Genomic DNA, 13,766 nt, shown 5'->3' on the forward strand with positions numbered 1-13,766 from the left:
GGCGTTCAGGCTCTGTGCAAGGTCGCCCACGTGCTATGGGCGACCGGAGCCTGCATCGTCGGATGGGCCGGGCCAGAACAAAAGACGTACCTTCCTGATGGGATGTAGCCCGAGTCGACTGCCGTTGCGGGCGCTACGGCAGTCTGGCGTTTGGGCTCAAAAATCCCAGCGGGTCGCCAATTGCAGGCTGCGCGGCTCGCCGTAGAAACCGGTACCGAAGTTGCCCAGGCCGGTGTAGTACTTTTTGTCGAACAGGTTCTTCACGTTCAACGTGGTGCTCAAGTGCTCGTTGAAGCGGTAGCGCGCCATGACGTCCACCAGGAAGTAGCTGTCCTGGGTAATGCGTGAGTTGTGGCCGAAATTCACCGAGTCGTTGGGATCGGGCTGGAACACATTGCCGAAGAACTCGCTCTGCCAATTCACGCCGCCGCCCACGGTCAAGTTCTCCAGGGCGCCGGGCAGGCGATAGGTGTTGAACAACCGCACCACTTGCTGGGGCGTGGTGGTTTGCAGCACGGAGCCATAGACGTAATCGCCGTTGGCGTCACGGCTGTGCTGGTAGGTGTAGCCCGCCGAGACGTTCCAGCCGTCCAGCACTTCACCGGCCAGTTCGACTTCAAAGCCCTTGGTGGTGGCGCCGGCAATCGGGCGATACACCGAGTCGGTCTCAAACCCGGAAACGTACTGCGCAACGTTGTCCTGTTCGATGCGAAATGCGGCGAAGCTGGCGTTCAGGCGGCCGTCGAAAAATGCTGCCTTGAGCCCGGCTTCGTAGGTGTCGCCTTCAATCGGATCGAGCAACTTGCGGTCGGCGTCCTTGCTGTTTTGCGGTTTGTAGATCTTGGTGTAGCTGGTGTACACCGACCAGATGTCATTCAGGTCGTAGACGATACCGGCATAGGGCGTGACGACGCCGGTCTGGCGGTAGGTGAAACGGTTGTCGGCCTTGGTCGGGTCGTAGAAGTCGGTGTTGTCGGTGCCGCTGAAGTTGCTGACGCGGGTACCCAGGATCACCGACAGGTCATCGGTGGGTCTCAAGCGCGTGGCCAGGTACGCGCCGGTCTGGCGTTGCACGATGTCGTTCTGGCCGCTGCGGGGAATGTCAGGCTTCGGGTATTCGCCGCGCCAGTCGTAAATGCTGCCGCCCACGGGCGGGTAGATCGAGCCGTACACCGGCACGTCCTGCTTCGAGCGGGTGGCCATGAAGCCCATGATCAATTCATGCTCGCGCCCGAACAGGCTGAAGGGGCCATTGAGGTTGATGTCCAGGGTGTTTTGCACCTGGTCACCCTTGTATTTGCCCATGAACATGTACATCCCGTCGCCTGTGACCGGGTCCGGGTTGCCGCCGCTGGCGGAGGCGAGCAGGGTATCGTGCTGGCTGCGCTTGCGGTCAAGGCTGACTTTCAGCGACCAGTCGTTCGCGAGCTTTTGTTGCACCGAGGCAAACAGGGTCTGGTTCTGGAAGTCGCGGCGGCTCCAGTCGGCGGCCGGGTTGAAGGACCGCGAGAAGTCGGTGCGTGAACCGTTGCTGAAGTACATCGGGAAGCCGGTCCAGCTGGCGCCACGGGAGCGGGTGTCCTGCTGGTCGATGCCGAAGGTCAGCAGGGTGTCCGGCGTCAGGTCGGCTTCGAGGATGCCGTAGGCAATGTCCTTGGTGTTCTGGTAGTGGTCCAGGTACGACTGACGATCCTGATACACGCCGACGAAGCGCCCGCGCACGTTGCCGGAGTCGGTCAAAGGCCCGGAAATATCGCCTTCGGTGCGGTAGTTGTCCCACGAGCCGAAGGTCTGCGTGACCGAGGCCTTGAAATCCCGGGTGGGCTTTTTGCGAATCAGGTTGACCGTGGCCGAAGGATCGCCGGAGCCGGACATCAGGCCGGCTGAGCCCTTGATGATTTCCAGGCGGTCATACACCGCCATGTCGGTGCTGGTGGTGCCGTAGTCATACACGCCGTCGTAGGTGGAGTTGACCCCGTCGTACTGGAAGTTGGTGATCGGCAGGCCGCGGCTGGAAAACTCCCAGCGTTCGCTGTCGTAATTCTGCACGCTCACGCCCGGAGCACGGCGCAGGGTGTCGGCGATGCTGGTGGAGCCCTGGTCGTCCATTTGCTGGCGGGTGATCACTGTTACCGACTGCGGCGTGTCGCGCATCGACAACGCCAGGCCGGTGGCCGAGGCCATGGCGCCGGTAGTGTACGAGTGCGTGTCTTCGGTAGTGGCGCCCAGGCCTTCGCCGGAGATGGTGGTGGCGCCCAGTTCCAGGGCGCCGGTGTTGGCCGGGACCAACTCCAGCACGTAGCCGTTGTTGCCCTGGGGCACGGCCTGCAAGCCGCTGCCTTGCAACAGCCGTTGCAAACCGCTGGCTGGGGTGTAGCTGCCGTTGAGGCCCGGGCTGGTTTTGCCGCTGGCCAGGCTGTTGTGGCCGGCGAAAAAGATCCCGGACTGCTCGGCGAAGCTGTTCAGCACGTTGACCAACGAACCCGCGGCGATGGTGTAGTGGCGGGCCGTTTCCTGAGTCGACGGCGACTCGGCGGCTTGCGCGTCGAGCGCGCCCAGGCACAACAAGGTAGCAGTAACGGCCAGCGCCAGTGGGCGCAAAGTGAAGCGAACGGGTTGCGACATGAACATTCCCTTTGGATCAAATCGATCGGCGAATTGAAAGCATCTGCAGGGTTAACCGAACGAGTTTTGGAAAAGGGAACTGACGGCTGAAAGTTTTTATGTGCCTGGGTGTTTGGGCCTGACCGTGACCCACCACGGCATGAGCGTGTCGACCTGAATCGGCAGCGCGGCCTGTAGCAGGCGCAGTGCGTGGTCGCTGTCTTTGAGGGGGAACGAACCCATTACCGGCAATTGCGCCACGGCTGGATCACAGCCCAGGTGGCCTGGGCGAAAACGATTGAGTTCGGCGACCAGTTGGCCAAGCGGCAGGTTGTCGGCCAGCAGTACGCCACGGCTCCAGGCCTCACGGGTGGCGGATGCGGGTGAATGGAGATTGAACCCATCGCGGGTGAAGGCCACTTGTTGCCCGGCCTCGGTGATTCGTTGTTGCCGGCTGGCGGCGGTGCGCACTTCGACCCGACCTTCAAACACATTGAGCACGGTGCTGTCGCCGTCCTGCAACACGCTGAAGCGGGTGCCCAGGGCGCGCAGGCGGCCCTGTTGGGTCTCCACCAGGAACGGACGGTTCGGGTCCTTGGCGGTCTCGATCAGCACTTCGCCGAAACGCAGGTGCAGCAAGCGCTGGACCCGGTCAAAACGTACATCCAGGGCGCTCAAGGCGTTCAACCACAGGCGACTGCCATCGTCCAGCAGCGCTTCGCGGGTTTCACCGCCGGCGGTTGCGTAATCCGCACTCCAGCCTCCCACCAACCGGGGCAGGGCGGTGTTGCGCCAGGTGCCCCAGGCCAGCGTTGAACCGGCACACAGCACCAGCAGGGTCTTGAGCGTCTGGCGCCGAGAGCTGCGCAACGCACGGCTGGCGCTGTGGGATTGCTCGGCCAACGGCGCAAAGCGTTGGCTGACCCGCTCTACATAACCCCAGGCGGCCTGGTGTTCCGGACTTTGCCCGAGCCATGCCTGCCAGTGCTGGGCAGCCTCTGGCTGATCCTGCAGGCGTACGTACCATTGGGCCGCTTGCTCAAGGCTGGCATGGCTGAGCTTTCCGGGGCTGTTCACTCCACGAGCATCCCGTCCAGTTCGGCTTCCAGCACCGCACAATGCAGCAGCGCCTGGGCCAGGTATTTTTTCACCATCCGTTCGCCTACCCCGAGCTGTTCGCCGATCTGCTTGTAGGGCGTACCGTGCAACTGCGCCAGCAGGAACGCTTCGCGCACCTTGTGGGGCAGCCGCGCGAGCATGGCGTCCACTTCGTACAGGGTTTCGACAATGATTGCCCGCTGCTCCGGCGACGGTTGCAGGGCTTGCGGCCGGTCCGCGAGGCTTTGCAGCCACGCTTGTTCCAGTTGGCGCCGACGCCAGTGATCAATGCACAACCCCCGGGCGACGGTGGCCAGGTAGGAACGCTCGCGCGTCTCATCGGCTTGGGCGGGCGGGCGCTTGAGTACCCGGATGAAGGTGTCATGGGCCAGGTCCGCCGCATCCCAGCGATTGCTCAGGCGCCGGCGCAGCAGCCCCAGCAGCCAGGAATGGTGATTGCCGTAGAGGTCGCTGAACGAGGTGGACGGGGTCGACACAGTATCCATGTGGCGCAGAAGCCTTGGCGTAAATAAGAATTGGTCGCGATTAAACCAAAGGGCCGGGCACTGCGCAAATGATATTGGTTTGCTTTTGCGGCGTTGTCAGCGCCCACGCTTTTCGGCAATCCATGCGGTGGCCAGGTCGATAAAGGCCCGCAGTTTCGGTTGGCTCTGGGTTCGGGCGGGGAAATACAGGTACAGCCCGCTGCTTGGCGGTACGAAAGATTGCAGCACGGGCTCCAGTGCGCCTGAAGCCAGGTCCTCCATGACCTCGAAATCACTCACGTACGCCAGGCCCTGGCCGGCCCGCGCGGCGGCGATCATCAGGTTGCGGTCATTGACGATCAACCCGCCTTGAACGCCGACCGTAAATTCCCGGCCCGCCCGCTCGAATTCCCAGCGGTGTGCCATGCCCGAGGTCAGGAAGCGATAACCGATGGTTTGATGGGCCGTGAGCGCTTCCGGCGTTGTCGGCTTGCCGGCCTTGGCGAAGTAGGCGGGAGAGCCCACCACCGACCAGTTCAGGTCCGGAGTCAGGCGCACGGCAACCATGTCTTTGTCGATGGATTCCCCCAGGCGAATACCGGCGTCGAAGCCCTCGGTGACCAGGTCCACCGTGGCATCGTCGAGGGAAATATCCAGTACCACATCCGGAAAGGCCTCGCGAAAACGCGGAATCAACGGCTCGATCAGCAACGTGCCCGACAACCTTGGCACCGTCAGGCGCAGGGTGCCCATGGGCCGGTCGCGGTAGCCACTAAGGGCCGCCAGCGCTTCGTCAATCTCCCCGGCGGCGGGGCGCAGGCGGCTGTAAAGCGTCATGCCGGCCTCGGTCAGCGCTACCCGGCGCGTGGTGCGCTGGAACAGCACCACACCCGTGCGCTTCTCCAGGGTCTTCACCGCATGGCTGACCGCCGTCGGTGTTACGCCGAGGCGTGCAGCGGCCTGGGTGAAGCTCTTCAGTTCGGCCACGGCGAGAAATTCGGTCAAGCCATTGAAGGGATCAAGGTTCATGGTCAGCCATTATGAAATTCTGTTTCAGAGTGCTTGTAGCACGAGACGGTTTTTCAGGCTAATGCCTCAGCGTACCTTGGCTCCACATTCACTCCATCAGGTACGGATCATGACAACGGCACATTCCTTCAAGCGTGTTTGGCTGGTAACCGGGGCTTCCCGGGGCATCGGCGCGAAAATCGTCGCGGCAGCTCTGGCCCACGGTGATGCGGTGGTGGCGACGGCCCGCAACGCCCATACCGTTACCGAACGCTTCGGTGAGCAACCCGGGCTGCTGGCGGTGCAACTGGACGTGACCGACGAATCCCAGGCTGCCGACGTTGCCCGTGCCGCCATTGAGCACTTCGGGCGCATTGATGTGTTGGTCAACAATGCCGGTTTTGGCCTGCTGGGCGCGGTGGAGGAGGCGTCTGCCGATGAGGTTCGCCGCTTGTATGAAACCAACGTGTTCGGGCTGCTCAATGTCACTCGCGGTGTATTGCCGTTCATGCGCCAGGCGCGCAGTGGGCACGTGATCAATATTTCGTCGGTGGGCGGCTTCCGTTCGGGGGCGGGATTCGGCACGTATTGCTCGACCAAGTTTGCCGTTGAAGGGTTGAGCGAGGCGCTGCACGCAGAGCTGGCACCCTTGGGCGTCAAGGTGACGGTGGTGGAGCCGGGTTATTTCCGCACCGACTTCCTGGATGGCAACTCCCTGGTGGAGTCGCCCTTGATCATCGACGATTACGCCGCCACGTCCGGCGAGGTGCGCAAGCTGGCCAAGGTCTACAACCAGCAGCAACCGGGTAACCCGGAGCTGCTGGCAGTGGCCATGATCAAGCTGGTGGAAGCGCCGCATCCGCCGATGCGCCTGGCCCTGGGCACCGATACGTTGCAGGCGATTGAGGACAAGCTGGCTTACGTCAAGGAAGAGACCGCCGCCTGGCGTGAACTGTCGGCCTCAACCGATTTCTGACACCCAATGGCGTAGCAGCTGTCGAGCCGCAGCCTCGCTGGGGCTCGACAGCTGCTACGGTGGTTCTACTGCTAGGGGCCGGGCACCAAAAACGCCGCCTCCAGCAGTTGCCGGGTGTAGGCATGCTGGGGGTTGGCGAAGATCGCGGGTGCATCTCCCTGTTCAACCGCCTGCCCGTGTTTTACCACCATCAGTTGGTGACTCAAGGCCTTGACCACCGCCAGGTCGTGGCTGATGAACAGGTAGGTCAGGTTGTACTTGGCCTGCAGGTTGCGCAGCAGTTCCACCACCTGGCGCTGCACGGTACGGTCGAGGGCCGAGGTCGGCTCGTCCAGCAGAATCAGCCGGGGCTTGAGCACCAGTGCGCGGGCAATAGCGATGCGCTGGCGTTGGCCGCCGGAAAATTCGTGGGGGTAGCGATTGCGGGTTTCCGGGTCCAGGCCCACTTCCTTCAGCGCGGCGATAATCGCCGCTTCCTGCTCGGCGGCAGTGCCCATCTTGTGAATACGCAGGCCTTCGCCGACGATCTCGCTCACGCACATGCGCGGGCTCAGGCTGCCAAACGGATCCTGGAACACCACCTGCATTTCCCGGCGCAGCGGGCGCACCTGTTGCTGGCTGAGCTTGTCCATCTGATAGCCTTCGAAGCGAATGCCACCCTTGCTCGCAATCAGCCGCAAAATTGCCAGGCCCAGGGTGGATTTGCCCGAGCCGCTTTCACCGACGATGCCCAGCGTCTGGCCCTGGGGCAGGCTGAAGTTGATGCCATCCACCGCCTTGACGTAATCGACGGTATTGCGCAGGAAGCCTTTCTTGATCGGGAACCAGACCTTCAGGTCATCGACTTCCAGCAACGGCGGGCCGACTTCATTGGTGGCGGGGCCGCCGCTGGGTTCCGCTGCCAGCAGCTCCTGGGTGTAAGGGTGCTGCGGCGCCTGGAACAGGCTTTCGCATTCGGCCTGCTCGACGATGCAGCCTTTTTGCATCACGCATACCCGGTGGGCAATGCGCCTTACCAGGTTCAAGTCGTGGCTGATCAACAGCAACGCCATGCCCAGGCGCGCCTGCAATTCCTTGAGCAGCTCCAGGATCTTCAGCTGCACGGTGACGTCGAGTGCCGTGGTCGGTTCGTCGGCGATCAGCAGTTCCGGCTCATTGGCCAGGGCCATGGCGATCATCACCCGCTGGCGCTGGCCGCCGGACAGCTCGTGGGGCAGGGCCTTGAGGCGTTTATGGGGCTCGGGGATGCCCACCAGTTCCAGCAACTCCAGGGTGCGTTTGGTGGCCACCTTGCCGGTAAGCCCCTTGTGCAGGCCGAGCACTTCGTTGATCTGCTTCTCGATGGAGTGCAGCGGGTTCAACGAGGTCATCGGCTCCTGGAAAATCATCGCAATCCGGTTGCCGCGGATATGCCGGATGGTCTTTTCCTTCAGGGTCAGCAAATCGTGGTTGGCGTACTGGATCGTGCCCGACGGGTGACGTGCCAGCGGGTAAGGCAGCAGGCGCAAAATCGAGTGCGCCGTGACCGACTTGCCCGAGCCGCTTTCGCCCACCAGTGCCAGGGTTTCGCCGCGCTTGATATCGAAGCTGACGTTGTTCACCACCCGCTGGTGGCTGTTGCCTACGACGAACTCGACGGAGAGGTCGCGGACTTCGATCAGATTGTCCTGATTCATCTCATTTCCTCGGGTCGAAGGCATCGCGAGCGGACTCGCCGATAAACACCAGCAGACTCAACATGATCGCCAGCACGGCAAACGCACTCATGCCCAGCCACGGCGCCTGCAGGTTGGATTTGCCCTGGGCCACCAGTTCACCCAGGGACGGCGAGCCGGCCGGCAGGCCAAAGCCCAGGAAGTCCAGCGCAGTGAGGGTGCCGATCGCCCCGGTCAGGATGAACGGCATGAAGGTCATGGTGGAGACCATGGCGTTGGGCAGGATATGGCGGAACATGATCGCGCCGTTCTGCATTCCCAGCGCCCGGGCCGCCCGCACATATTCCAGGTTACGCCCGCGCAGGAACTCGGCGCGCACCACGTCCACCAGGCTCATCCAGGAAAACAGCAGCATGATCCCCAGCAGCCACCAGAAGTTGGGTTGCACGAAGCTGGCGAGGATGATCAGCAGGTACAGCACCGGCAAGCCGGACCAGATTTCCAGGAAACGCTGGCCGGCCAGGTCGACCCAGCCACCGTAGAAGCCCTGCAACGCGCCGGCGATCACGCCGATGATCGAGCTGAGCACGGTGAGCGTCAGGGCAAACAGCACGGAAATCCTGAAGCCGTAGATCACCCGCGCCAGCACATCGCGGCCCTGGTCATCGGTGCCCAGCAGGTTGTCCCGTGACGGCGGGGCGGGGGCCGGAACTTTCAGGTCGTAGTTGATGCTCTGGTAGCTGTACGGAATCGGCGCCCACAACGTCCAGGCGTCCTTGGCCTTGAGCAGCTCCTGGATATACGGGCTCTTGTAGTTGGCTTCCAGCGGGAATTCGCCGCCGAAGGTGGTCTCGGGGTAGCGCTTGAGCGCCGGGAAGTACCAGTCGCCGTCGTAGTGCACCGCCAGCGGCTTGTCGTTGGCGATCAACTCGGCGCCCAGGCTCAGGCCGAACAGGATCAAAAACAGCCACAGCGACCACCAGCCACGCTTGTTGGCCTTGAAACGCTCGAACCGGCGACGATTGAGGGGGGATAGATTCATCTCAATGCTCCCGGCTGGCGAAGTCGATGCGCGGATCGACCAGGGTGTAGGTGAGGTCGCCGATCAGCTTCACCACCAACCCCAGCAGGGTGAAGATAAACAGGGTGCCGAACACCACCGGGTAGTCGCGGTTGATCGCCGCTTCAAAGCTCATCAGGCCCAGGCCGTCGAGGGAGAAGATCACTTCCACCAGCAACGAGCCGGTGAAGAAGATGCCGATAAAGGCCGACGGGAAGCCGGCAATCACCAGCAGCATCGCGTTGCGAAACACATGGCCGTACAGCACGCGGTGGTTGGTCAGGCCCTTGGCCTTGGCGGTGACCACGTACTGCTTGTTGATCTCGTCGAGGAAGCTGTTTTTGGTCAGCAGGGTCATGGTGGCGAAGTTGCCGATCACCAGGGCGGTCACCGGCAGGGCAAGGTGCCAGAAGTAATCGAGGACCTTGCCGCCCCAGCTCAATTCATCAAAGTTGTTGGACGTGAGCCCGCGTAACGGAAACCAGTCGAAGTAACTGCCGCCGGCGAACACCACGATCAGCAGGATCGCAAACAGGAACGCCGGGATCGCGTAGCCGACGATGATCGCCGAGCTGGTCCAGACGTCGAAGTGGCTGCCGTGCCGCGTAGCCTTGGCGATCCCCAGGGGGATCGACACCAGGTACATGATCAGGGTGCTCCACAACCCGAGGGAGATGGACACCGGCATCTTTTCCTTGATCAGGTCGATGACCTTCGCATCGCGAAAGAAGCTGTCGCCAAAATCCAGCCGGGCGTAGTTCTTGACCATGATCCACAAGCGTTCCGGCGCCGACTTGTCGAAGCCGTACATCTTCTCGATTTCCTTCACCAGCGCCGGGTCCAGGCCCTGGGCGCCGCGGTAGCTGGAACCGGCCACCGAGACTTCGGCACCGCCCCCGGCAATCCGGCTGGTGGCGCCTTCAAAGCCTTCGAGCTTGGCGATCATCTGCTCCACCGGGCCACCCGGGGCGGCCTGGATGATCACAAAGTTGATCAGCAAAATGCCGAACAGGGTCGGGATGATCAGCAGCAGTCGACGAAAAATATAGGCCAGCATCTCAGTCGCCCCCGCTCGCCGGATCGGCGCTCTGGTTGGTGTCCACGGTTATCGCAGGTTTCACGTCGGGTTTGCTCCACCAGGTGGCGGTGCCGACGTCATACCGTGGCGAGACCTTCGGATGGCCGAGGTGGTCCCAATACGCCACGCGGAAGGTCTTGATGTGCCAGTTGGGGATCACGTAGTAGCCGAACTGCAGCACGCGGTCCAGGGCCTTGGCGTGGGCCACCAGGCTCTTGCGCGAGTCGGAGTCGATGAGTTCTTCCACCAACTGGTCGATGGCCGGGTCTTTCAGGCCGATGTAGTTGCGGCTGCCGGGCTTGTCGGCGCTGGATGACTTCCAGTACTCGCGCTGCTCGTTACCGGGCGATGAGGATTGCGGGAAGCTGCCCACCACCATGTCGAAATCCCGCGAACGGATGCGGTTGATGTACTGCGAGATGTCGACCCGGCGAATCACCAGGTCGATCCCCAGGTCTGCCAGATTGCGCTTGAACGGCAACAGGATGCGTTCGAACTCGGTCTGTGCCAGCAGGAACTCGATGGTCACGGGCTTGCCGGTGGTGTCGACCATCTTGTCGTCGACGATCTTCCAGCCGGCCTCTTGCAGCAGTTGATAGGCCTCGCGCTGCTGGGTGCGGATCATGCCGCTGGCGTCGGTCTTCGATGGCTCGAAGGCTTCGGTAAACACCTGGGGCGGGATCTTGTCCCGCAGCGGTTCAAGAATCGCCAGCTCATCCGGGCCGGGCAGGCCGGTGGCGGCCATCTCGGAGTTTTCGAAATAACTGCGGCTGCGGGTGTAGGCGCCGTTGAACAGTTGCTTGTTGCTCCATTCAAAGTCCAGCAACAGGCTGATGGCCTTGCGCACCCGCACATCCTGGAACATCGGTTTGCGGGTGTTGAACACGAAGCCCTGCATGCCGGTGGGGTTGCCGTTGGGGATTTCTTCCTTGATCAGGCGGCCCTGGGTGACGGCGGGGGTGTTGTAGGCATTGGCCCAGTTTTTCGCGCTGATTTCCAGCCAGTAATCGAACTGCCCGGCCTTGAGGGCTTCGAGGGCCACGGTGTTGTCGCGGTAGTAATCGGTGACCCGGTAATCGAAGTTGTAGAAACCCTTGTTGATCGGCAGGTCCTTGGCCCAGTAGTCCTTGACCCGCTCGTAGCGGACCGAGCGCCCGGCCTTGACCTCGGCCACCTTGTACGGGCCGCTGCCCAGCGGAATCTCCAGGTTGCCCTTAGAGAAGTCGCGGCCCTCCCAGTAATGCTTGGGCAACACTGTCAGTTGCCCAAGGATCAGCGGCAGTTCGCGGTTGTTGGTGCGCTTGAACTTGAACAGCACCCGCAGCGGGTCTTCGGCGATCACTTCGTCGACATCCGCGTAGTAGGTCTTGAAGATCGGCGAGCCGTCCTTCATCAGCGTCTGGAAGCTGAACACCACGTCTTCGGCACGGATCGGGTGGCCGTCGTGGAAGCGCGCTTCGGGGCGAATGTAGAAGCGTACCCAACTGTTGTCCGGGGCCTTTTCGATCTTGCCGGCTACCAGGCCGTATTCGGTGATGGGTTCGTCCAGGCTTTGCTGGGCGAGGGTGTCGTAGATCAGGCCGATATCATCTGCCGGCACGCCCTTGCTGATGAATGGGTTGAGGCTGTCGAAGCTGCCCATGCTGGATACGCGGAAGGTACCACCCTTGGGGGCATCCGGATTTACGTAGTCGACGTGTTTGAAATCGGCGGGGTACTTGGGCGGTTCGTTGTAGAGGGTCAGGGCATGTTGCGGGGCCGCATTGGCCGCGGCGCAAAACAGCAGGCTGCCAAGGATCGCAGTACGCAAAGGTATCATTGGGCTTTCTCCGAAGCTTTCAGCCACCATGCGCTCAGGCCCAGGCTGTAGGGCGGCGTGGTGACGAAGGCGAACCGGTTGCGGTACGCCAGGCGATGATAGTTGAGGTACCAGTTGGGAATACTGTAGTGCTGCCACAGCAGGACGCGATCCAGCGCCCGGCCGGCGGCCAACTGTTCTTCACGGGTTTGCGCCGCCAGCAGTTGGTCCAGCAGGTGGTCGACCACCGGGTTGGCGATGCCTGCGTAATTCTTGCTGCCCTTGATCCCCGCCTGGCTGGAGTGGAAATACTGCCACTGCTCAAGGCCGGGGCTGAGGGTCTGGTTGAGGGTCATCAGAATCATGTCGAAGTCGAACTGATCGAGGCGTTGTTTGTACTGTGCGCGGTCTACCGTGCGCAAGCGGGCATCGACGCCGATGCTTGTCAGATTCTCGACATAGGGCTGCAGGATGCGCTCCAGGTTCGGGTTCACCAGCAGAATCTCCAGCCTCAGCGGCTGCCCGTCACTGTTGAGCAAGCGTTGCCCGGACAGCTTCCAGCCGGCGTCCGCCAACAATGCGAGGGCGCGGCGCATCGTGTCGCGAGGAATGCCGCGACCGTCGGTCTGGGGCAGGCTGAAGGGCTGGGTAAACAGGTTGGCCGGCAGTTGGTCGCGATAGGGCGACAGCATCAGCCACTCATGGCCGGTCGGCACGCCGGTGGCGGAGAACTCGCTGTTGGGGTAATAGCTGAGGCTGCGTTTATAGGCGCCGCTGAACAGGGTGCGGTTGGTCCACTCGAAATCGAACATCAGCCCCAACGCTTCGCGGACCTTGGCCTGGCTGAAGGCCGGGCGCCGGCTGTTCATGAACAGGCCCTGGCTCTGGGTCGGTATCTGGTGGGCGATCTGCGCCTTGATCACATCGCCACGGTTGACCGCCGGGAAGTTGTAGCCGTTGGCCCAGTTCTTCGCCTGGTGCTCGATATAGATATCGAACTCGCCGGCCTTGAACGCTTCGAAGGCCACGTCGCTGTCGCGGTAGAACTCCACCTCGACCTTGTCGTAGTTATACAAACCACGGTTGACCGCCAGGTCCTTGCCCCAGTAATCCTTGACCCGCTCGAACACCAGTTGTCGCCCGGGGCTGACCTTGCTGATGCGGTAAGGCCCACTGCCCAGCGGCGGCTCGAAGGTGGTGGCCTTGAAATCGCGGTTTTTCCAGTAATGCTGGGGCAATACCGGTAGCTCGCCCAGGCGCAGGATCAGCAACGGGTTGCCGGCGCGCTTGAACACAAAACGAATGCGATGCCGGTTAAGAATGTCGACCCGGGCCACTTCCTGCAGGTTGGTGCGGTACTGCGGGTGACCTTCGGTCAGCAGCGTGCGATAGGAAAACGCCACGTCGTAGGCGGTGATCGGCTTGCCATCGTGAAACCGCGCTTCAGGGCGCAGGTTGAACACTACCCAGCTGCGGTCCTCGCTGTATTCCACCGATTGGGCAATCAGGCCGTAGCTGGAGGTGGGTTCATCGCCGGAAGGGGCATATTGGCCGGTGCCGACCATCAACGGCTCATTGAGCTCGTTAACCCCATATTGCAGGAAATTGGCGGTGGAAACCGGGCTGGAACCCTTGAAGGTGTACGGGTTGAGGGTGTCGAAAGTGCCAAACGCCATGACCCGCAAGGTGCCGCCCTTGGGCGCTGCGGGGTTTACCCAGTCGAAGTGGGTGAATTTGGCCGGGTACTTGAGCGTGCCGAACTGCGCATAACCGTGGCTCTCGGTAATGGTCGCGTTCGCGGAAAAGCTCAAGGCCAGACTTATTAGTAGAAGGAGGGGACGCTTCAAGTCAGGGATCCGATCCAGGCGGCTTGGGCTTTATGAACCGTACAGTAACAGCTTGTTCCGATTGGAAAAAGGCTGGCGCCGCAGGAGGGAGACTACAGGCTTGGATGGGGGTTGGCAGGGTGAAGAACAAAGGGGGAGCTGTTGCCAGTTCCCCCTC

Annotated in this window: 10 protein-coding genes; 1 reads left to right on the forward strand and 9 read right to left on the reverse strand. The window is 62.1% G+C overall.

Translation table 11 applies throughout. The features are described from left to right. Positions 1 to 156: 156 nt before the first annotated feature. From HX817_RS05195 to HX817_RS05210, 4 genes are all read right to left on the reverse strand, one after another. Positions 157 to 2,625, reverse strand: coding sequence for a TonB-dependent siderophore receptor (locus HX817_RS05195; protein WP_371317769.1), 2,469 nt, complete (start codon positions 2,623 to 2,625; stop codon positions 157 to 159). A 96-nt stretch (positions 2,626 to 2,721) separates the two neighbouring features. Next, positions 2,722 to 3,681 carry a FecR domain-containing protein gene (locus tag HX817_RS05200; protein WP_177039901.1) on the reverse strand — a complete coding sequence of 320 codons (960 nt, stop codon included), beginning with the start codon at positions 3,679 to 3,681 and terminating at the stop codon, positions 2,722 to 2,724. Next, positions 3,678 to 4,208, reverse strand: a complete 531-nt coding sequence (locus HX817_RS05205) for a sigma-70 family RNA polymerase sigma factor (RefSeq protein ID WP_177039902.1) — start codon at positions 4,206 to 4,208, stop codon at positions 3,678 to 3,680. Before HX817_RS05205 ends, HX817_RS05200 begins: the two co-directional genes overlap by 4 nt. Positions 4,209 to 4,304: 96 nt before the next feature. Beyond that, positions 4,305 to 5,216 (reverse strand): LysR family transcriptional regulator, encoded by a 912-nt coding sequence (locus HX817_RS05210; RefSeq protein WP_177039903.1) that lies wholly within the window; start codon positions 5,214 to 5,216, stop codon positions 4,305 to 4,307. Positions 5,217 to 5,325: 109 nt separating this feature from the next. On the opposite strand from HX817_RS05210, the gene HX817_RS05215 reads away from it, so the two are divergent. After that, positions 5,326 to 6,171 carry an oxidoreductase gene (locus HX817_RS05215; protein ID WP_008435212.1) on the forward strand — a complete coding sequence of 282 codons (846 nt, stop codon included), beginning with the start codon at positions 5,326 to 5,328 and terminating at the stop codon, positions 6,169 to 6,171. Positions 6,172 to 6,242: 71 nt separating this feature from the next. Here the strand turns inward: HX817_RS05215 and HX817_RS05220 are convergent, their stop codons facing one another. From HX817_RS05220 to HX817_RS05240, 5 genes are read right to left on the reverse strand one after another with little or no spacing between them, the layout of a single operon-like run. Next, positions 6,243 to 7,847: an ABC transporter ATP-binding protein gene (locus HX817_RS05220; protein ID WP_177039904.1), complete on the reverse strand. Its 1,605-nt coding sequence runs from the start codon at positions 7,845 to 7,847 to the stop codon at positions 6,243 to 6,245. A 1-nt stretch (position 7,848) separates the two neighbouring features. Next, entirely contained in the window at positions 7,849 to 8,868 is a 1,020-nt protein-coding gene (locus HX817_RS05225; protein WP_008435209.1) for an ABC transporter permease, read from the reverse strand. Between the two features lies 1 nt (position 8,869). Further along, a complete protein-coding gene (locus HX817_RS05230; RefSeq protein ID WP_008435207.1) occupies positions 8,870 to 9,943 on the reverse strand; it encodes a microcin C ABC transporter permease YejB in 1,074 nt (357 codons plus the stop codon). 1 nt (position 9,944) lies between these two features. Beyond that, on the reverse strand, positions 9,945 to 11,783 hold the full coding sequence (locus HX817_RS05235; protein ID WP_102605660.1) for an extracellular solute-binding protein: 1,839 nt from the start codon (positions 11,781 to 11,783) through the stop codon (positions 9,945 to 9,947). Further along, the gene (locus tag HX817_RS05240) at positions 11,780 to 13,609 is read right to left on the reverse strand and encodes an extracellular solute-binding protein (protein WP_008435204.1); all 1,830 of its coding nucleotides are present in this window, start codon (positions 13,607 to 13,609) and stop codon (positions 11,780 to 11,782) included. The genes HX817_RS05235 and HX817_RS05240 overlap by 4 nt, the downstream gene beginning before the upstream one ends. Between the last annotated feature and the right edge of the window lie 157 nt (positions 13,610 to 13,766).

The organism is Pseudomonas sp. C6002 (assembly GCF_013385805.1).
Lineage (GTDB): Bacteria > Pseudomonadota > Gammaproteobacteria > Pseudomonadales > Pseudomonadaceae > Aquipseudomonas.

What these genes read in the sequence shown, in the direction of transcription:
- HX817_RS05195 (WP_371317769.1), bottom strand. Translation starts at nt 2,625, where the DNA reads ATGTCGCAACCCGTTCGCTTCACTTTGCGCCCACTGGCGCTGGCCGTT.
- HX817_RS05205 (WP_177039902.1), bottom strand. Translation starts at nt 4,208, where the DNA reads ATGGATACTGTGTCGACCCCGTCCACCTCGTTCAGCGACCTCTACGGC.
- HX817_RS05210 (WP_177039903.1), bottom strand. Translation starts at nt 5,216, where the DNA reads ATGAACCTTGATCCCTTCAATGGCTTGACCGAATTTCTCGCCGTGGCC.
- HX817_RS05215 (WP_008435212.1), top strand. Translation starts at nt 5,326, where the DNA reads ATGACAACGGCACATTCCTTCAAGCGTGTTTGGCTGGTAACCGGGGCT.
- HX817_RS05220 (WP_177039904.1), bottom strand. Translation starts at nt 7,847, where the DNA reads ATGAATCAGGACAATCTGATCGAAGTCCGCGACCTCTCCGTCGAGTTC.
- HX817_RS05225 (WP_008435209.1), bottom strand. Translation starts at nt 8,868, where the DNA reads ATGAATCTATCCCCCCTCAATCGTCGCCGGTTCGAGCGTTTCAAGGCC.
- HX817_RS05230 (WP_008435207.1), bottom strand. Translation starts at nt 9,943, where the DNA reads ATGCTGGCCTATATTTTTCGTCGACTGCTGCTGATCATCCCGACCCTG.
- HX817_RS05235 (WP_102605660.1), bottom strand. Translation starts at nt 11,783, where the DNA reads ATGATACCTTTGCGTACTGCGATCCTTGGCAGCCTGCTGTTTTGCGCC.